Source organism: Enterococcus sp. AMC2644, from assembly GCF_058216475.1.
The window spans coordinates 2,203,400-2,220,957 of the sequence record NZ_CM177095.1 but is presented as its reverse complement, the minus strand read 5'-3'; the positions used below and the strand labels follow the sequence as shown (position 1 = coordinate 2,220,957).

Genomic DNA, 17,558 nt, shown 5'->3' with positions numbered 1-17,558 from the left:
ATGATTACGCCAGAGCAATCTTCTACTGTTCGGATATTTCACTGTCAGTCTTCTGCTGTCACAGACTCTTTTTCAGCAACTTTTGAGAATGGAATAAATACTTGCGGTGGAATTGTTGGCTCTGTCAGTGTTTTTTGCATCCATACAACATCACACCATTGATTAAACTTAAAACCAACTTGAGTATATAATCCAACATGACGATAACCCAATTTTTGATGAAAATGTTCACTTTTTTGGTTTCCAGCAGTGATACAAGCTAACAACTGAACAACATTTTGTCGGATCAGCGATTCTTCTAACGCTTGATACAATTTCGTCCCAATCCCTTTAGTTGAACAATTTTCTTTCACGTAAACAGTGGTTTCAACTGCCCAATCGTAAGCAGCTCGAGTTTTATATGCACCGGCATAAGCGTAACCTAAAAGCTCTCCTTCCGCCGTTTCCGCCACTAGATAAGGATAGCTTTCAAGTGTTTGTCGAATCCGTTGCGAAAAATCTTCAACAGTTGGTACTGTGTATTCAAAAGTAATTGTCGTTGTTTCTACATAGGGTGTATAAATAGTCAATAGTTCTGACGCATCAGAAACAGTCGCAGTTCGTATAAAAACATCAGTCATTCTCTTCTCCTCCATAAACTGTTAGATGCGCCGGTAACAACTCCACATCAATCGGTAACTCTGGCCCTTCATCACCATCTACATTGGTTCCAAGTGTTTTTCCTTCTACGGCTATCGTTCCTTTCGTAAAAGTCATATAACCGACATTATCGGTAGTTTCTTTGACACCAGCTAATAAATCTGGCAAGCTTTTTACCGTATCTAACAAACTTTCGTCCTTCAGATACAATAGATGCAGTTTACCATCATCAACTTGTGCATCAGATAATAATTGCTCAAAGCCCCCCACTGAATTGGTTAAACCAATAATAATAGTGGTACTTGTAACTTTTTGTGTTTCTCCGTCAATTGTTAATGTAAAGTCATACGATTCGGTGCCAATCACATTTTTAATTCCCGAAATAAAATAGGCTAACTTACCAAATTTTGTTTTATCTTCAACATCTACATCATTAATTGATTCAGGAATTGTTCCAATCGCTACCACATTCATAAAATATTGATCATTTAATTTACCAATGTCCAATAATTTTGTACGCTTAATATCCAACTTGCTAATTGCTTCTTCTGGATCTAAAGGTAAATTCAACGCACGCGCTAGATCATTGACTGTACCTAACGGAAAGAAGCCAAATTTCGGACGATATTCTGCTTCTGCCAATCCGCTAATCGCTTCATTAACAGTCCCATCGCCCCCCATCGCAAATACACTGTCAATTTTTTCTTGCGTAGCTTCTTTGGCAAAATCGATTGCATCGCCTGCCTTTTCAGTATGTTTTACAAGCACTTCATCAAATAGTGTTTTTAATTTTTCAGTTGCTTGATTTTCATATTTTTTTGCTTTTTCTCCACCTGAGCTGGGATTTACAATTAACAAGGCTTTCGTCATCATTAGTACCTCCTATTTATTTTTTAATTTCCAACAGAATGTTACAGATACTGTTTCTTCAATCATCGCTGGATAAACAGCCGGCATGACTGTTTGACGACTCATTGACGTCTGAAAAACCATTGGCGAAAGAAATGGGCGTTGCTCTGTTGAGCTATTTTCAATTCGAACTAAATCGCCTAACGCTAAGTTTGAAGCTTCTGCAAGCATCAGTTGTCGCATTGATTAATAATTTTTTTTGCAATTCCAAACGATTACTCACAGTAAACTGAAGCGAAATCACCGGTTGCACCTCAGTTTCAGAAATACTCGTTAACAATTCTTCTAAACGTTCCTGCACAAACGGAAATTGCAACGATACCGTTTGACTTACTTCATAACCAACAGATTCCGTCTGCCAAACTTCTTCTTTGAATTCACTTTTTTCTTTGGTATCGATTGAGAAAGATTGCGTTTTTAGCTCCTCAACAGAAAAGTCATGTGCCGTAATAACAGTTTCCAATTGAGTAATTTTTTGCTTCGCTAATTGCATAGCTTGTGCGTATTCAACATGGACAGTTACTATTTGTAAAATGACAGATACTGTATCAGGAAGTGCAGAAAGATGACCGATTCCCGTGATTGTCACTAATTTACTCACCAAACCATTCCTTTCATTCTTATTAGATTTATTTTACACGAAAGTTAAAAAAAATGCGTGAATAAACAAAAGCAGTCGGGATTTTTTTCCACTGCTTATACAAACTAGTTGACAATCCAACGCAATGTCCCCCAACTGCTAATTGATATTGCCATTAACAAAAATATTAAGAGCTTAATTTACATCTTAGAAAATAATTCCGTTGAAAAAAGCTCTATGAAATTTTTTTCAATATAACCTTGCAGTCAATTTGATAATTCGAGACATAAAAAAACCCGTTTAAAAACGGGCTCTGCTTTAGCAATTCTACTTACTATTTGACGCATAGTTACGAGATAGTGGATCATCCATCCTTTCTCCGATTATCTCGGGGATCAGAAAGCTTAATCCAATTATCTGGCGGTTTTTTAACTAGCCCCATGCTCATCAACAGTTTGTTTAATTTCCTTTTACATAAGTTACTTCGGTATACGTTTTCCATAACTTCACGTCCTTTTTATGAACTTGGGTTTTGAAAAGTGGGTACTCCCTTTTCACCTTTACTATACTATGTGTCGTTTTTTTTAACAAATAAAAAGGGACTATTTGATTAATTCTAGAAATCAATCAAAACCTCCAGTGTGAACTGGAGGTTTGTTCTTCGGCTGAAAGCCTCTTTTACCGGCCACAGCCTAAAAGGCTTTCTGAAGGGTTTCCCGCTTGCACCACTTTTACTCACCGATTCTTAATGAATCTCTTTTACTTCTTCTTATTTTGCTTTCCCGTGAATGGATCATACTCTTCAAACAACGTTAATTGATCTGCTGCATAATCCTCTTGTACTTGATTTCGAATATATTCTTCTATCTGTTTTTTATTTCGTCCTACCGTATCAACATAATAGCCTCTACACCAAAACTTTCGATTACCGTATCGATATTTCAGATTCGCATGTCTATCGAAAATCATTAAGCTACTCTTTCCTTTTAGATATCCCACAAATCCTGATACGCTATATTTCGGTGGAATACTTACGAGTAGGTGAATATGGTCTCTACAGGCATTCGCTTCGATAATTTCCACACCTTTTCTCTCACATAACGTGCGGATGATTTCTCCAATACTTTTCTTATATTTCCCATAAATAATTTGTCGTCTGTACTTTGGTGCAAATACAATATGGTACTTACATTTCCATGTAGTGTGTGATAAACTTTCATTAGCCTTTTTCATAGAAGGCACCTCCTAAGTTGATTGATGTGGTGGTCGGGAAACCAATTTCATCTTATCATCTTTGGGAGGCTTTTTTAATACCTCGCTAGAAGCTCTTTAGAACCCCCGGCATAGCCAGGGGTTTTCAAGACACATAAAAAAAGCTAGAAACTTCGAAAAGTTTCTAGCTAAAAATATCTAATTAAGCTTCTTGAGCTACTGGGTATACAGATACTTGTTTTTTGTCGCGACCTTTACGTTCAAAACGTACTACGCCGTCAACTTTAGCAAATAAAGTATCGTCTCCACCAATACCTACGTTTACGCCTGGATAGATTTTAGTACCGCGTTGGCGATAAAGGATTGAACCACCTGTAACAGTTTGACCGTCTGCACGTTTAGCGCCTAAACGTTTAGATTCAGAGTCACGTCCGTTAGATGTAGAACCTCCACCTTTTTTGTGGGCGAATAATTGTAAATTCATTTTCATCAACATGAGATGCACCTCCTGTGGTTATAATTGTGTGTTAATTTGGATATATTCGCTATTCTCTTCTTGAACAGCTTGGAGTCCTAATAGCAAATTCTCCAATAGAATTTGCACGATATTCAATTGTTCCTGCGTCATATCAATAGGTACTTCTACATATAAGTAGCCACCTTCTTCATGATTAACATCAAGGATGGGTTGAATGCCTGCAAGGGCTTCAATACCATTCACAGCGCTAATCGCTAAAGCTGAAACAGCGGCACAAACAATATCATTCCCGTATTCTCCAGCATTCGCATGTCCTGTAATTTCGTATGAAACGATTCTACCAGAAGCATTGCGTTTAAATGTTCCTTTAATCATAGCTTACCCTACTTTTTTGTAAGAATTATGCGTTAATTGCTTCAATAACAACTTTTGTGTAAGGTTGACGGTGACCTTGTTTACGGTGAGTGTGTTTTTTAGGTTTATATTTGTAAGTAACAACTTTCTTTTGTTTACCGTGTTTTTCAACAGTTCCTTCAACAGTTGCACCTGCTACAGTTGGAGCTCCAACTTTTGTAGATTCGCCACCCACTAAGATTACTTCGTCAAAAGTTACTTTTTGTCCCGCTTCAACGTCTAATTTTTCAACGTAGATTGCTTGACCAACTTCAACTTTTACTTGTTTACCACCAGTTTTAATAATTGCGTACATGCTATACAGCACCTCCTTGTAATATACTTAGACTCGCCATCCCAAGCGACAAATTGTACTTAATAACTTGTTCTGTGCGGTTGTAGCTGTGGAGTCCACAATTACAACAATACTACTTTATCAAAAAATGATTCTCTCGTCAATGAAAAGTTTTGAAATTCTTACAAAATATTTTCCTATTGTCTGTAAGCAGGAATAGTCTTCTCATAAGCGGTAATCGCAGCTTCTTCTTTTAGTGTAATACCAATCTCATCTAATCCGTTTAACATCTTATGTTTCCAAGTCGAATCGATATCAAAAGTATATTCATTTTCACCAGAAACCACTTTTTGATTTGGTAAATCAATCGTCACTTTGTCAGTCGGATCAAGAGCAGCAAGTTGTTCTAGCGCTGGTCGCGGTAAAGAAATTGGTAACAAACCATTTTTCAAAGAATTCATATAAAAAATATCTCCAAAACTACCCGCAATGACTGCACGAAAGCCATAGTTTGAGATTGCCCAAACTGCATGCTCTCTAGAAGAACCACCACCAAAGTTATCACCAGAAATTAAAATAGAAGCTTCGCTGTATTCTGGAAAGTTTAGGATAAAATCGGGATTTGGTTTTCTTCCTTTGATGTAGCGCCAATCATCGAATAAAAATTCTCCAAAGCCAGTTTTTTCAATTAATTTTAGATACGTTTTTGGTAAAATTTGATCGGTGTCCAAATTATCATTCATAAAAGGAACTGTTTTCCCTTCATAGACTGTAAAAAGCTCCATTCTTATTCCCCTCCCATAATTTCTCGTACATCAATAAAGCGACCATTAATGGCTGCAGCTGCGGCCATTGCTGGACTACACAAATGCGTACGCGAGTTTCTACCTTGTCGACCAACAAAATTACGATTAGAGGTTGATGCACAATGAACAAACTCTGGAACTTTATCTGGATTCATTCCCAGACACATCGAACATCCAGGCTCGCGCCATTCAAACCCTGCTTCGGTAAACACTTTATCTAAACCGATTTTTTCCGCTGCGTGACGAACAGGACGTGAACCAGGAACCACAATTCCAGTTACACCCTCTTTGATTTTTTTACCTTTTAAGATTTTAGCAGCTTCTTGTAAATCAGACAGTCGACCATTTGTACAAGAACCGATAAAGACATACTCGATATTGATATCTGCTGCTTTCTGACCAGGATGTAGATCCATGTATTCATAAGCTAAGCGATCATTGTGATCTTTAATTTCCGGGAATGGCGTATTAATAGAAACGCCCATTTCGGGATTCGTTCCCCAAGTAATATATGGTTCCAATATATTTGCATCCAACTCGATAACTCGATCAAATTCAGCATCTTCATCCGTATATAACGTTTTCCAATCTGCAATCGCAGCTTCCATATCTACAGGTGCATATTCTCTGCCACGAACATATTCAAAGGTCTTCTCATCAGGCGCCATCATCCCCATTTTTGCTCCACCTTCAATCGACATGTTACAAATAGTCATACGTTCTTCCATCGTTAGATTTTTAATGGTTTCTCCATAAAACTCAGCTGCATATCCAACTCCAAAATCAACACCGTATGTCGCGATTAAGGCCAGAATAATATCTTTGGCATAAACGCCTGGTTGTAATTCTCCTGTCACATGAATCCCTAAGCGCTTAGGTTTCTTTTGCCAAATAGTTTGTGTTGCTAGAACATGTTCTACCTCACTCGTTCCAATCCCAAAAGCAATTGCGCCAAATGCGCCATGTGTCGCCGTATGGGAATCCCCACACACAATCGTTTTACCTGGTTGCGTTAATCCAACTTCAGGGCCTACCATATGCACGATTCCTTGACGAGCAGAACCATTATCACAAAGCGTAATGCCAAATTCTTCACAATTTCTTCTTAATGTATCAATTTGTTTTTTTGAAATTAAATCAGTAATATTAAAAATATCTTTTGTCGGCACATTATGGTCCATTGTCCCAAAGGTCTTATCTGGACGGCGGACTTGACGACCAGCTTCACGCAATCCTTCAAACGCTTGAGGCGATGTCACCTCATGAATCATTTGTAAATCAATATAAAGGAGTTGCGCTTCTCCTTCTTCACCACTGACGACATGACGTTCCCAGACTTTATCAAATAGTGTTTTTCCCATGTGAAAGCCTCCTTTAATTTTTTGATTTCACAATTTACGTTAGTTTTTCTAGAATCGCTTGTGTGAACGCTGTAGTTGTTGTATTTCCACCTAAATCTTTTGTTAAAATGCCTTCTTCCATCGCCTCAAAGCAAGCTCTTTGCATACGATCTGCTTCCTCATTCATATCAAATGACTGGCGTAACATCAAGCTAGCAGACAAAATCATTGAAACAGGATTGGCAATATTTTTGCCAGCAATATCAGGTGCTGATCCATGAATTGGTTCATATAAAGAAACGCCTGATTCACCGTGACTAGCACTTGGTAAAACGCCTAATGACCCTGGTAAAACAGATGCTTCATCACTCAAAATATCCCCAAACAGATTTTCTGTTACAATGACGTCAAAAGCAGTAGGGTTTTGCACAATTCGCATCGCTGCCGAATCAACATATTGGTGCTCTAACGTACAATCAGGATATTCTTGAGCAACTTCTTCAGCAATTTTACGCCATAGTTTGCTAGTCGCTAAAACATTCGCTTTATCCACCGACAACACCTGTTTACGTCGTCCTCGGGCAATTTCAAATGCTTTACGGATAATACGGCGGATTTCAACGGCTTGGTAACGATTGGTATCGAATGCTTCGTTATCACCCAAGTGACGTGGCTCCCCAAAATATATTCCACTAGTTAATTCACGAACAACTACGAAGTCTGTGCCTTTTACAATATGTTCTTTAATAGGCGAAAGTGGTAGCAAGGCATTTGGCACGGAAATTGGACGAATATTCGCAAATAAATTTAATGCTTTACGCAACGCTAGCAAGCCTTGTTCTGGCGTTTTTTCAGCTTTTTCCCATTTAGGACCACCAATCGCTCCTAATAAAATAGCATCAGCTTGTTGACAAGCTTGCAAAGTTTCTTTTGGTAACGGCTCCCCTTTAGCATCAATTCCAGCCCCTCCAAAAGGACATTCTTCAAATTCAAAAGTGACTTTCGAGTGCTCTACAGCTTTTTTTAATACAGCGATACCACTTGCCATAATTTCTGGTCCAATGCCATCACCTGCTAAAACGACAATCTTTTTTTTCATTTGCGTTCCCCTTTTTCTTTAAGAATAGCGCTTGCCTGAGTATAGGCTTTAGCAGAAGCTTGTAATACGTCAAAATCTACACCAATTCCATTAATTCGTTCTTTCGTTTCTTCACATTCAATTGATACATGAACTTCCGCTTGAGCATCTTCACCACTGGTTAACGCGGTAATGTCATAGTCTACTAAACGCGGATGTTGATTAAAAATTTGATCAATGGAATTATAAATCGCCTGAATACTTCCGGCGCCAATTGCAGAAGCAGTATGAACTTCTTGGTTGTCATCTTCAATAGAAATAACTGCACCTTGATAACCATTTGATACATATTGTAATTGAACCGTTTTTAGTTGGTATGTCTCTTCACTACGACGAATTTCATCTGCTTGAAGCGCAATTAAATCTTCATCAGTAATTTGTTTTTTCTTATCAGCTAATTCTTTGAATTTTTTGAAGAGATTTTTTACTTCTTCGTCAGATAATTCATAACCTAATTCAGCCATTTTCGTAACAAAAGCGTGACGACCAGATAATTTTCCTAAAGGCAACGAATTTGTATGGACACCTACCAATTGTGGTGTAATAATCTCATAAGTTTCTGGGTTTTTTAAAACACCATCTTGATGAATACCCGATTCATGAGCATAAGCATTTCCACCAATCACTGCTTTATTTTTAGGAATAGCAAAACCAGAAAGTCGAGCAACAATGTCACTGGTACGTTTGGTTTCACTCAAGGCAATATTTGATTCACATTCATAAAAATCTTTACGAATGTGCAATGCGACGGCAACTTCTTCTAAAGCAGTATTTCCAGCCCGTTCACCAATTCCATTAACAGTTCCTTCCACACGCTTAGCACCATTTTCGATCGCTGCCAAGGCATTGGCTGTCGCCATCCCCAAATCATCATGACAATGTGAAGAGAAAATAATTTCTTCTTCACTTTGGATATTTTCAATTAAATAAGCAAATAAAGCTCCATATTCAGTGGGATTGGAATAGCCTACTGTATCAGGTACGTTAATAATCGTTGCCCCTGCGTCAATAGCTGTTTGTACAGCTTTTAATAAAAATTCTTTATCTGTTCTTGTCGCATCTTCTGGAGAAAACTGAACTTTATCAAAACGCGCTTTCCCATAGCTCACATGTTCTTTAATTGAAGCCAAAACCTCTTCACGTGACATTTTTAACTTATATTGCATATGAACATCACTCGTTGCTAAAAAAACATGGAGTTGTGAATATCTAGCTTCTTTTAGCGCTTCATAAGCACGATCAATATCTTTTTTCTGACAACGAGCTAAACCAGCAACCGTCATTTTTGTTGCTGCTTTAGCAATCGCTTGAACCGCTTCAAAATCACCTGGTGACGCAATAGGAAATCCTGCTTCAATTGTATCAATTCCCCATTTTTCAAGTTGAAGAGCAATTTGAACCTTTTCATTAGTATTAAAATTTACTCCAGGTGTTTGTTCACCATCTCGTAGGGTTGTATCAAAAAATTGTATCTTTCTCATTGCACTTCTACCTCTCTTTTTTCCATCGTTTTTGTAGGATGATCAATACGCATAATTTCTTACTAATAAAAAAAGCACTCCACAAAGGATTTCCTTTATGCAATGCGAATAGGACTCTTCTTAAATGTAAATTAGAAAAGAGTCCTGGACTATAATAATAATAAAAATGTAGTTGTTGAAATTACTATTGTATTTTTCATAATAACCACCTAATTAATAAGTTCTTGATAAAAAGATACCGAAAAAGAAAAAATAAGTCAATACTTTTGTTTTAATTTTCTGAATATTTCGTCATAAAATAAAAAATAGATAGCTTTAGTCATTTACCTAAAGTTATCTATCGTAATTTTATTTTTTTGCTGGTTTTTTTTCTGCTTCAAACTCAGCTTCTGATCCAAAATATTGAACGAATGTTGTCACAGCATTTGCTTCATGACGATTCGAAACATTGACTTCCACGACTTGTCCTTGACGATAACCGGTAATAACAAATCGACATAAAATGTTCTCTTTAGAGAATAAAGTAACCACATTATCCTCACGTTTAAATTCATAATTTTTATTTTTTGCATAACCACTTTCATAACCAGCTTGACATAAACTTTCAATTACTTTCACTTTCTTCGCCATTTGCATCACGCTCCTTTTTGTAAAATTATACACAATTTCTGATATTTGGCAATACAGACCGCTTTAATGCGCAAAAAAACAGCTCTAACGTTGAGAGCTGTCACTAACTTTTACAAAAAAATGATGATGCGTTAGACCAGTTAAAATCACGCCTAAGATAATCCCAATTGCTAGATTATGAGTATAAACAATCACAGCAACTGTAAGAAGCAAGATAAAACTTTCTTTAAATTGTCGATTTTTGAATAGACGAAGACTTTCCCAATCAAAGGTATCGACAGCAACAGTCATCATAATCCCTATCAAAGCAGCCGTCGGAATCCCTACCATTAAATCTCTCATCGCAAAGATAAATAATAGTAAAGTCATACCTGAAATAAATGTTGAGAAACGCTTACGTCCCCCAGATTTCACATTAATAACCGCTTGACCAATCATTGCACAACCAGCTTGACCACCAAAGAAACCTGTCACAATATTGGCTAAGCCTTGCGCCTTAACTTCACGTTGACTGTCACCTTGACTGTCTGTCATCTCATCTACAATTGGTATCGTTAATAACGATTCAATCAAACCAATCATAGCTAATGCTAGTGATGTTGGTAAGATAATCCATAATGTCTTCAACGTTAGCGGAACAGCTGGCAATGCCAACGTCGGTGTAATATCATTCATCGCGCCTAAGTCACCTACTGTTTGTAGATGTCCTTTAAACATAAAAGCAATGATTGTCATCACAACAATAACAATTAATGCAGACGGCACAATCGTTGTAAAACGCGGAATCAGATAAATCAAGGCTATACTAACAATAACCATTACATAGGATTCCCATGTTTGATTGGGTAATTGTTGAACCTGCGCCATAAAAATCAAAATAGCTAATGCATTAACAAAACCAAACATCACTGTTTTAGAAATAAAACGCATTAATTTATGAATACCTAGAAACCCAAAAATCATTTGTAAAATTCCTGTTAGAATCGTTGCAGCAATCATATAATTCAACCCATGCGCTTGTACTAAACCAGCAATGACTAACGCCATTGAACCAGCAGCAGCTGAAACCATTGCTGGCCGACCACCAGTAAATGTGATTACTAAAAGCGTAACTGCTGAAGCAAATAATGCGGCAATGGGTGGCACACCAGCAATAATTGAAAAACCAATAACTTCTGGTAGAATCGCTACTGAAGAGACTAAACCAGCAAATAAGTCATTACGCTCATTGCCCAACCATTCATTTTTTTTAATTTGAAACAACATTAGAAAACTCCTTTAATTCATTTGGAAACTTTATCATCTTATCACAAATGACAGACAAGACGAAAGTATACTGTTTGTAAAAAAATCAACGAATGTAGGATTTTTCAAAAAACTCTTCTTAATTAGGACAATGAAAGAAGCTCTATTATTCTGATTGAGAATCTATCTCTGATGGTTCATTGATTACATGAATAACAGCCTATAGATTTTTTATTTTTTAAGGTCGTCTTCAAGTTTATGTACAAAAATGGTCTGTGACATAAGTTGATTGACAAACTATCCGCACAATAGAAGGTTACTCCTCGTCGCAATTTCGCCTTGATTTGGCGTAAGTCATGCTATTTTGTTCAGATATTTTCGTCTTTTTTCCTTATGTCACAGACCCATACTCATTTTATGGTCCCATAACGACGTAGGTAATAATCTTCTAAATACTTTTGTACATATTCAATAAGTAAACAAATACACCAATAAATAATCGCAACTAATACATACATCGACATATAATCAAATGTTCGTCCGCCAACAATTTTAGCTTTTTGAAAAATATCTGGAATCGTGATCATTGCAGCTAAAGATGTTCCTTTAACTAAATCCATCGCCACATTACTTAGTGCGGGGATAGAAATACGAAACGCTTGCGGCAAAATAATCGAACGCATAACTTTGGGAAATGAAAACCCTAACGCATAAGCTGCATCCCACTGTCCACGATCCACTCCGGCAATTGACCCTCGATAAATCTCCCCAATAAAGGCACTACTTGTTAAACTAAAACAAACAATTGTCGCTGTCAGCGCATCTAATTGATAGGGCAAGCCAAAATATAATAAAAACAAAATGACTAGCGCTGGCACGCCTCGTAGAAAAGAAATAACCACTCGAATGACACGATTCAACCAACGATTTGGAAGAAAGCTCAGAGTTGTGAATAAGATTCCCAAAAGATTTCCAAAGAAAAACGAAGCGAACGCAATCCCAATTGTATAAGATAGGCCTCCTAAAATAAAAGGGAGCGATTCCCACATCAATTGAAAATCAAAGGTTGGAATATACATTACTCGACCTTTTTACTTTCGAGCAAATCTTCTTTGGGTTTTTCAGAGACATCTGTTTGGAAATAGCCTTCTGAAATTTTAGCAAGCGCGCCATCTTCCTTCATTTCTTTTAATGCTGTATCTACTTTTTTGCGTAATTCATTGTTTTCTTTGACAAATAAAAACCCAGTATGATCTAAATCAAAATAAACATCCTCTAAAATTTTAACTGGAATATCGGGTAAAGCCCCTACCGACATTTTTTGTAAATAATAATCGTTAATAATGACATCTGTCCGACCATTTGCGACATCGGTTAAATATTGATCGTTCGTTGCATTATCGTAAACAACTAACTCAGCACCATAACTTTCTGCTAACTTCATGTAACTAGTGTTCGGTTCACCTGCTGCTTTTTTACCTTTTAAATCTTCTAGTGAATGAATCCCTGAATCATCACTTTCACGTACAATCATACTTGTAAATGAATATTTGATAGGTGTACTTAAACTAAATTTATCTTTACGATCGCCCGATAAGCCAAAATCATTTGCAGCAAAATCAGCTTCTCCTCGTTGCAATGCAGCAATTTGACCATCAACATTATATTCTTTGAATTCAATATCGACATCTAAGCGCTTCGCTACTTCTTTTGCCAAATCAACATCATAACCAACCAATTGATTGTTATCATTATAATAAGAAGATGGAAAAAGCGTTCCCGAAGTTGATACAGTTAACTTACCTGCTTCTTCAACTTTTTCCCAACTCTCATCTTGCCCCTCATTCTTCTTTGTTCCACACGACGATAATGCTAATACTGCTGTAAAAAGCGCTGATACCACTAACCATTTCTTCATATTTCCCCTCCAAAATTATAACAGTTTTTTTATCTGTTACACATCGTAACATTTTGATTATAACCGATATTGGAAGGGAATACCAATGAAGTGACGTATAAAAAAAAGACTGCTCAGACAGTCTAATAGTAAAAATTAATTCCTTGTTCTGTATCTTCTATCCAGATGTTTTTGGGAGCTAGCAAAATTAAATAGGTGAGATAAAAATCACCAACACATCCCGCTCCATGCAAGGCAACTAAAAAAGCAAACATACTCGCTGGCAAAATATTCAATAGATAAAAAACAATTAGTCCTGCTGTAATAATAATAAAAGGCGCTAAACAAATGATAATAAATTGGTGTTTTTTATAATACGAATGAGGACTTGTCGCATAAGCCATCCCATTTTTAAAACCAAATTTCACCTTTTTTGTTGGCTGAAAAGTTTTGAAACAAAGAGCATGGATCAGCTCATGAATAATAATTAAAACCACAAAAAGAACAAGTCCCAAGATCAATGTCCAAAAATCAAATGTTTGATAGAGCGAGGCAGAATATAAAAAATCCAATTTAGAAAATATAAAAAAGAAAATGAAAAACAACATTATTCCGGCGATGTTTAATCCCCAAATCAACTTTTTATTTTCTAATAGGTTGATTTCTTTTAATAAAATTCTCTTTTCATTCTCCATATGAAGTCCTCCTTTCTATAAAGTCTAAAAAACGTTGGTCCCAAATATTTTCATAAAATTGAATAGTCTTTGCCGCTGACATATACCTATTATCCATTGTCGTTGTTGCGTTAGGAAGCATAGTTAGCTTGTAACCCAAACTATGGGCAACTTTAATCGTTGCATCCACACAATATTCTGTCTGTGCACCACATATTTCGATTGATTCTACATCAATTTTTGTCAGTACCTGCTGTAAATCTGTTTTATAAAATGCACTAGCATGTTTTTTCTGAACAAAATAAGCCCCTTCTGGTTGGTTTATTTGAGGAATGATTTCCCAATTTTTCTCTTGATAAATCAACTCTGAATCACAATGCTGAATAAAAATAACCGCTCGATTAGCTTTATTGTATTCATTAATTCGTTGATTAACTAATAATGTTAACTTTTGTAGTTGATAACTATGCTGACAAACACCATTTTGAAGATCAATCACTAATAAAACATCCGAAAGTTTACACATATATTCACCTCTTCGTTTATTTATCACTATTATAACAAATATTCTAAGCTAAAAAAGAAGAATCCTGGTCTTTGTAGCGACCCCAAAAAGTTAGACCAAAAAATCTAACTTTTGGAGGTCGCTATTTCTATGGCAAAATATAGTTTTGAATTTAAATATAAACTCGTTCAAGAATACCTTGATGGAAAAGGAGGTTATCTATATTTATCAAAAAAATATGACATAACTGATACTTATCAACTACGAAAGTGGGTGAATACGTATAAAGAATTTGGAGAAGAAGGACTTTGTAGAAAACGTCAAAATAAAAAATATTCTGTTCAATTTAAGTTAAATGCGATAGAGTTGTATCAAACGAGTGAAATGTCCTATCGTGAGGTAGCTAATGCTCTAGGCATTAATAATCCTCCACTGATCGCTTCTTGGGTACGTAAGTTTCGTGACAGTGATGTTCAGGGACTTTCAAACCCGAAAGGACGTCCTTCTAATATGGCTAAGAAAAAAGAAAATAGAAAGAATACAACGACAAAAATAACGACTGATGAATCTGAACGCATCAAAGTATTAGAGAAACAAATACGTTCACTACAAATAGAGAATGCCTTTTTAAAAGAATTGAGGAAGCTGCGAAAACAGGAAGCCCAACAAAGACACAAGAATCAATCGCACGAATCATCGACAGCCTCCGAGGATCATTCAAATTAGTTGAGCTTCTTGAAGTCTTGAAATTTCCTAAAGCAACCTATATGTACTGGCAGAAACGTTTTAACCGTGTAAATCCAGATCAAGAAATAGAAAATCAAATGTTGGAGATTCGTAAGGAACATAAGGATTACGGCTGTCTTCGAATGACAAGAGAGCTAAAAAATAGAGGCTTCCACGTTAATAAAAAGAAAGTACAACGTTTGATAAAAAAATTAGGAATCGAAGTAACATCTTACACTAGAAAGTCACGAAAATATAGTTCTTACCGAGGTAAGGTCGGTACAATTGCGAAAAATCGTTTTCATCGACGTTTCTACACTACTATCTGTCATCAAAAAATTACTACTGATACAACAGAGTTTAAGTATTTTGAATCAGATACTAAAGGTGTTATTCGTCAGAAAAAGCTTTATTTAGATCCGTTTATGGATTTATACAACAGTGAAATTTTATCGTACAGAGTTTCAGAAAAGCCTAATGCACTCGCGATTATGGAAGGTTTAGAAGAAGCTATTCAAATAACTAATGATTGTCCTTTTCGCAGAACTTTTCATTCAGATCAAGGATGGGCCTATCAAATGAAAATATACCGTAATAAGTTAAAGGAACACAAAATCTTTCAAAGTATGTCCCGTAAAGGAAATTGTTTAGATAACTCTCCAATGGAAAATTTTTTTAGTCTTTTAAAACAAGAAATTTTTCACGGTGAGATTTATCGTAGCTTTGATGAACTTAAAATAGCTATTGATCGTTATATTTACTACTACAATAATAAACGAATGAAAAAGAAATTAAACTGGAAAAGCCCTGTTCAATTTCGAAAAGCAGCATAGTTTATCACTTAATTATTCATTTTAGAACAGTAAAAAAGGAGTGGAATTCTCCACTCCTAAAAAGTCTAACTTTTTGGGGTCACAACACTTTGCAGACTAGGATTCTTCTAAATAATTAAAAGAAAGTTGACACTAAAGCAAGAATAGCTAAACCACCTTGCGTGAAAATAATTTTTTTATCGCTCGTAAAACTTCCATATAAAGCAACGAAAATAATATATAGCAGAATTAAACGACTGATTTCCAGCGATGCAGTAGCAAAGAATATACTATACAATAATCCGACACCAATCAATCCATTGTAAACACCTTGATTTTTAAACAAGGTATTTAATGATTTATCTGCTAAACTTTCCTTCGTCATATTAAATACACGACTCGTTGCAGCTGAGGTTGTAGCGAAAGTTTCCAAATACATAATATAGAAAAATTCTAAGGCGACAAAAATAACTAATATGGTTGAAATAAGTGACATTGTTCTCCTCCTTGGAAGGTTATTTTTAATTGCCCACTTTTATTTAAATTCTGTAATTTTTTCTGCAGGTAATCGAACAGATGAATATCCTGTTTCTTTTGCTTTACCAATTGACACAATCATTACTGGAACATATCGACTTTTATCTAAACCAAATGCTTCTGCTAATTGATCCTCTTCAAAACCTCCAATTGGATTGGTTTCATAACCATGTGCACGAGCAACTAACATCAATTGCATGGCAGCCAAACTTGAATCAATTTTTACCACATCATTCATTTTTTCTCTAGTAAAGTTTTTATAATACGGGATAATCGCTTCTAATTGCTGGTCTCTAACTTCAGGCGGCATCCCACCTTCTGCTACTGCTTGATCATAAATTTCTTCGCCTCTTTCATAACATTCCATATCACCAAAAATTAAAATCATCGCAGAAGATGTGTCATTTTGACGTGTGTTAAAACGAATTAATGGTTTTAACTTTGCTTTTTCGTCATCACTTTCAACTACCACAAAACGCCATGGTTGCATATTTACTGATGAGGGTGCAAGTGTTGCTTCGTGAATCATTTCAAGCATTTCTTCATGAGAAATTTTATAGTTTTCATCATATACACGTACCGATTTTCTATCGAAAGCAACTTCTGAAAAGTTGTTGTTAATTAAATTTTTTGACATATCTTTTGACCTCTTTCAATTCACTAATTTTATTAATAAGTTTAATAGAAGTTCTTCTTCCTCTTCGTTGAGGGTTAAATTTATTTGTTTTTCAGAAGAACTATATTTTTTCTCACATGTTTCTAACTCGTTAAAAGCTTTAGTAGTAATTTTTACAAAGATTTCACGATTATTTTGTTGATTTCTTTCACGAGTGACATAATTTTTATCTTCTAATATCTTCAGATGTCTAGTCACTGCAGCACGATCAATCTTCAATTCTTTTTGTAAAGTCGTTTGGGAACATTGCCCATTTTCTTTTAAAAACATCATTAACTCATAACGAGTAATACTAAAGCCTGTTTCTTTTTCAAATTTAGCTGTCATTTCCTGATTTGCAAGCTTTAATTGGTAAAATAGTTTACTGATTTCCCTAAGATTCATATTAGCCTCCTTCTATATTTGACTAATCAACTGTTGACTAGTCAAATATATATAAAAAGAATTAATCTGTAAATTACTTTGCTTGAACTGATTCGTAATGGATAGACACAGCGTTACTTTTTTCATTACGATTTTATGGAAACTATTAGTTTAGTCTCTGTGATACACAAAACAACTGCTAACAAATAAAATAGCAGTTGT

At 35.7% G+C, this 17,558-nt stretch carries 21 protein-coding genes, 1 pseudogene and 1 other annotated feature; of the genes and pseudogenes, 1 reads left to right on the top strand and 21 read right to left on the bottom strand.

What is annotated here, in order from left to right; translation table 11 throughout:
- Nucleotides 1-44: 44 nt before the first annotated feature.
- The 18 genes from AC4BC5_RS10775 to AC4BC5_RS10690 form a co-directional block, all read right to left on the bottom strand.
- Entirely contained in the window at nucleotides 45-620 is a 576-nt protein-coding gene (locus AC4BC5_RS10775) for a GNAT family N-acetyltransferase (RefSeq protein ID WP_490495389.1), read from the bottom strand.
- Nucleotides 613-1,509: a diacylglycerol/lipid kinase family protein gene (locus tag AC4BC5_RS10770; RefSeq protein ID WP_490497541.1), complete on the bottom strand. Its 897-nt coding sequence runs from the start codon at nucleotides 1,507-1,509 to the stop codon at nucleotides 613-615. The genes AC4BC5_RS10775 and AC4BC5_RS10770 overlap by 8 nt, the downstream gene beginning before the upstream one ends.
- A gap of 12 nt (nucleotides 1,510-1,521) precedes the next feature.
- Entirely contained in the window at nucleotides 1,522-1,719 is a 198-nt protein-coding gene (locus AC4BC5_RS10765; RefSeq protein WP_490495388.1) for a hypothetical protein, read from the bottom strand.
- Nucleotides 1,670-2,149 carry an SIMPL domain-containing protein gene (locus AC4BC5_RS10760; RefSeq protein ID WP_490495387.1) on the bottom strand — a complete coding sequence of 160 codons (480 nt, stop codon included), beginning with the start codon at nucleotides 2,147-2,149 and terminating at the stop codon, nucleotides 1,670-1,672. The genes AC4BC5_RS10765 and AC4BC5_RS10760 overlap by 50 nt, the downstream gene beginning before the upstream one ends.
- 738 nt (nucleotides 2,150-2,887) lie before the next feature.
- Complete coding sequence (gene tnpA / locus AC4BC5_RS10755; protein ID WP_490495366.1) at nucleotides 2,888-3,361, bottom strand: IS200/IS605 family transposase; 474 nt, start codon at nucleotides 3,359-3,361, stop codon at nucleotides 2,888-2,890.
- A gap of 181 nt (nucleotides 3,362-3,542) precedes the next feature.
- On the bottom strand, nucleotides 3,543-3,836 hold the full coding sequence (rpmA, locus tag AC4BC5_RS10750) for a 50S ribosomal protein L27 (protein WP_016175701.1): 294 nt from the start codon (nucleotides 3,834-3,836) through the stop codon (nucleotides 3,543-3,545).
- An 18-nt stretch (nucleotides 3,837-3,854) separates the two neighbouring features.
- Nucleotides 3,855-4,193, bottom strand: a complete 339-nt coding sequence (locus AC4BC5_RS10745) for a ribosomal-processing cysteine protease Prp (protein WP_490495386.1) — start codon at nucleotides 4,191-4,193, stop codon at nucleotides 3,855-3,857.
- Between the two features lie 25 nt (nucleotides 4,194-4,218).
- On the bottom strand, nucleotides 4,219-4,527 hold the full coding sequence (gene rplU, locus AC4BC5_RS10740) for a 50S ribosomal protein L21 (RefSeq protein ID WP_016175703.1): 309 nt from the start codon (nucleotides 4,525-4,527) through the stop codon (nucleotides 4,219-4,221).
- Between the two features lie 19 nt (nucleotides 4,528-4,546).
- Nucleotides 4,547-4,619: a sequence feature (ribosomal protein L21 leader region), on the bottom strand.
- An 84-nt stretch (nucleotides 4,620-4,703) separates the two neighbouring features.
- Nucleotides 4,704-5,291 (bottom strand): 3-isopropylmalate dehydratase small subunit, encoded by a 588-nt coding sequence (gene leuD, locus AC4BC5_RS10735; protein WP_490495385.1) that lies wholly within the window; start codon nucleotides 5,289-5,291, stop codon nucleotides 4,704-4,706.
- 2 nt (nucleotides 5,292-5,293) lie between these two features.
- Nucleotides 5,294-6,673 carry a 3-isopropylmalate dehydratase large subunit gene (gene leuC / locus AC4BC5_RS10730; RefSeq protein WP_490495384.1) on the bottom strand — a complete coding sequence of 460 codons (1,380 nt, stop codon included), beginning with the start codon at nucleotides 6,671-6,673 and terminating at the stop codon, nucleotides 5,294-5,296.
- Nucleotides 6,674-6,707: 34 nt separating this feature from the next.
- Nucleotides 6,708-7,751: a 3-isopropylmalate dehydrogenase gene (gene leuB / locus AC4BC5_RS10725; RefSeq protein ID WP_490495383.1), complete on the bottom strand. Its 1,044-nt coding sequence runs from the start codon at nucleotides 7,749-7,751 to the stop codon at nucleotides 6,708-6,710.
- On the bottom strand, nucleotides 7,748-9,271 hold the full coding sequence (locus AC4BC5_RS10720; protein ID WP_490495382.1) for a 2-isopropylmalate synthase: 1,524 nt from the start codon (nucleotides 9,269-9,271) through the stop codon (nucleotides 7,748-7,750). The genes leuB and AC4BC5_RS10720 overlap by 4 nt, the downstream gene beginning before the upstream one ends.
- A gap of 348 nt (nucleotides 9,272-9,619) precedes the next feature.
- Nucleotides 9,620-9,901, bottom strand: coding sequence for a hypothetical protein (locus tag AC4BC5_RS10715; protein ID WP_490495381.1), 282 nt, complete (start codon nucleotides 9,899-9,901; stop codon nucleotides 9,620-9,622).
- A gap of 84 nt (nucleotides 9,902-9,985) precedes the next feature.
- On the bottom strand, nucleotides 9,986-11,167 hold the full coding sequence (locus AC4BC5_RS10710; RefSeq protein WP_490495380.1) for a SulP family inorganic anion transporter: 1,182 nt from the start codon (nucleotides 11,165-11,167) through the stop codon (nucleotides 9,986-9,988).
- A gap of 389 nt (nucleotides 11,168-11,556) precedes the next feature.
- The gene (locus tag AC4BC5_RS10705; RefSeq protein WP_490495379.1) at nucleotides 11,557-12,225 is read right to left on the bottom strand and encodes an amino acid ABC transporter permease; all 669 of its coding nucleotides are present in this window, start codon (nucleotides 12,223-12,225) and stop codon (nucleotides 11,557-11,559) included.
- Nucleotides 12,225-13,064 (bottom strand): transporter substrate-binding domain-containing protein, encoded by an 840-nt coding sequence (locus tag AC4BC5_RS10700; RefSeq protein ID WP_490495378.1) that lies wholly within the window; start codon nucleotides 13,062-13,064, stop codon nucleotides 12,225-12,227. The genes AC4BC5_RS10705 and AC4BC5_RS10700 overlap by 1 nt, the downstream gene beginning before the upstream one ends.
- 122 nt (nucleotides 13,065-13,186) lie before the next feature.
- Nucleotides 13,187-13,738 (bottom strand): DUF3267 domain-containing protein, encoded by a 552-nt coding sequence (locus tag AC4BC5_RS10695; protein WP_490495377.1) that lies wholly within the window; start codon nucleotides 13,736-13,738, stop codon nucleotides 13,187-13,189.
- The gene (locus tag AC4BC5_RS10690) at nucleotides 13,728-14,243 is read right to left on the bottom strand and encodes a cysteine hydrolase family protein (protein WP_490495376.1); all 516 of its coding nucleotides are present in this window, start codon (nucleotides 14,241-14,243) and stop codon (nucleotides 13,728-13,730) included. The genes AC4BC5_RS10695 and AC4BC5_RS10690 overlap by 11 nt, the downstream gene beginning before the upstream one ends.
- 129 nt (nucleotides 14,244-14,372) lie before the next feature.
- Here AC4BC5_RS10690 and AC4BC5_RS10685 point away from each other — a divergent pair.
- Nucleotides 14,373-15,781 (top strand): annotated as a pseudogene (locus AC4BC5_RS10685) (IS3 family transposase).
- A gap of 115 nt (nucleotides 15,782-15,896) precedes the next feature.
- Here AC4BC5_RS10685 and AC4BC5_RS10680 read toward each other — a convergent pair.
- From AC4BC5_RS10680 to AC4BC5_RS10670, 3 genes are read right to left on the bottom strand one after another with little or no spacing between them, the layout of a single operon-like run.
- The gene (locus AC4BC5_RS10680; protein WP_490495375.1) at nucleotides 15,897-16,256 is read right to left on the bottom strand and encodes a DUF1304 domain-containing protein; all 360 of its coding nucleotides are present in this window, start codon (nucleotides 16,254-16,256) and stop codon (nucleotides 15,897-15,899) included.
- Between the two features lie 39 nt (nucleotides 16,257-16,295).
- Nucleotides 16,296-16,934: a nitroreductase family protein gene (locus AC4BC5_RS10675; RefSeq protein WP_490495374.1), complete on the bottom strand. Its 639-nt coding sequence runs from the start codon at nucleotides 16,932-16,934 to the stop codon at nucleotides 16,296-16,298.
- 15 nt (nucleotides 16,935-16,949) lie between these two features.
- On the bottom strand, nucleotides 16,950-17,357 hold the full coding sequence (locus AC4BC5_RS10670; RefSeq protein WP_490495373.1) for a MarR family winged helix-turn-helix transcriptional regulator: 408 nt from the start codon (nucleotides 17,355-17,357) through the stop codon (nucleotides 16,950-16,952).
- Nucleotides 17,358-17,558 lie beyond the last annotated feature (201 nt).

Excerpts from the sequence above, each read along its gene's own strand:
- AC4BC5_RS10775 (WP_490495389.1), bottom strand. The coding sequence starts at position 620 with ATGACTGATGTTTTTATACGAACTGCGACTGTTTCTGATGCGTCAGAA.
- AC4BC5_RS10770 (WP_490497541.1), bottom strand. The coding sequence starts at position 1,509 with ATGACGAAAGCCTTGTTAATTGTAAATCCCAGCTCAGGTGGAGAAAAA.
- AC4BC5_RS10765 (WP_490495388.1), bottom strand. The coding sequence starts at position 1,719 with ATGCTTGCAGAAGCTTCAAACTTAGCGTTAGGCGATTTAGTTCGAATT.
- tnpA (WP_490495366.1), bottom strand. The coding sequence starts at position 3,361 with ATGAAAAAGGCTAATGAAAGTTTATCACACACTACATGGAAATGTAAG.
- rpmA (WP_016175701.1), bottom strand. The coding sequence starts at position 3,836 with ATGTTGATGAAAATGAATTTACAATTATTCGCCCACAAAAAAGGTGGA.
- AC4BC5_RS10745 (WP_490495386.1), bottom strand. The coding sequence starts at position 4,193 with ATGATTAAAGGAACATTTAAACGCAATGCTTCTGGTAGAATCGTTTCA.
- rplU (WP_016175703.1), bottom strand. The coding sequence starts at position 4,527 with ATGTACGCAATTATTAAAACTGGTGGTAAACAAGTAAAAGTTGAAGTT.
- leuD (WP_490495385.1), bottom strand. The coding sequence starts at position 5,291 with ATGGAGCTTTTTACAGTCTATGAAGGGAAAACAGTTCCTTTTATGAAT.
- leuC (WP_490495384.1), bottom strand. The coding sequence starts at position 6,673 with ATGGGAAAAACACTATTTGATAAAGTCTGGGAACGTCATGTCGTCAGT.
- leuB (WP_490495383.1), bottom strand. The coding sequence starts at position 7,751 with ATGAAAAAAAAGATTGTCGTTTTAGCAGGTGATGGCATTGGACCAGAA.
- AC4BC5_RS10720 (WP_490495382.1), bottom strand. The coding sequence starts at position 9,271 with ATGAGAAAGATACAATTTTTTGATACAACCCTACGAGATGGTGAACAA.
- AC4BC5_RS10715 (WP_490495381.1), bottom strand. The coding sequence starts at position 9,901 with ATGGCGAAGAAAGTGAAAGTAATTGAAAGTTTATGTCAAGCTGGTTAT.
- AC4BC5_RS10710 (WP_490495380.1), bottom strand. The coding sequence starts at position 11,167 with ATGTTGTTTCAAATTAAAAAAAATGAATGGTTGGGCAATGAGCGTAAT.
- AC4BC5_RS10705 (WP_490495379.1), bottom strand. The coding sequence starts at position 12,225 with ATGTATATTCCAACCTTTGATTTTCAATTGATGTGGGAATCGCTCCCT.
- AC4BC5_RS10700 (WP_490495378.1), bottom strand. The coding sequence starts at position 13,064 with ATGAAGAAATGGTTAGTGGTATCAGCGCTTTTTACAGCAGTATTAGCA.
- AC4BC5_RS10695 (WP_490495377.1), bottom strand. The coding sequence starts at position 13,738 with ATGGAGAATGAAAAGAGAATTTTATTAAAAGAAATCAACCTATTAGAA.
- AC4BC5_RS10690 (WP_490495376.1), bottom strand. The coding sequence starts at position 14,243 with ATGTGTAAACTTTCGGATGTTTTATTAGTGATTGATCTTCAAAATGGT.
- AC4BC5_RS10680 (WP_490495375.1), bottom strand. The coding sequence starts at position 16,256 with ATGTCACTTATTTCAACCATATTAGTTATTTTTGTCGCCTTAGAATTT.
- AC4BC5_RS10675 (WP_490495374.1), bottom strand. The coding sequence starts at position 16,934 with ATGTCAAAAAATTTAATTAACAACAACTTTTCAGAAGTTGCTTTCGAT.
- AC4BC5_RS10670 (WP_490495373.1), bottom strand. The coding sequence starts at position 17,357 with ATGAATCTTAGGGAAATCAGTAAACTATTTTACCAATTAAAGCTTGCA.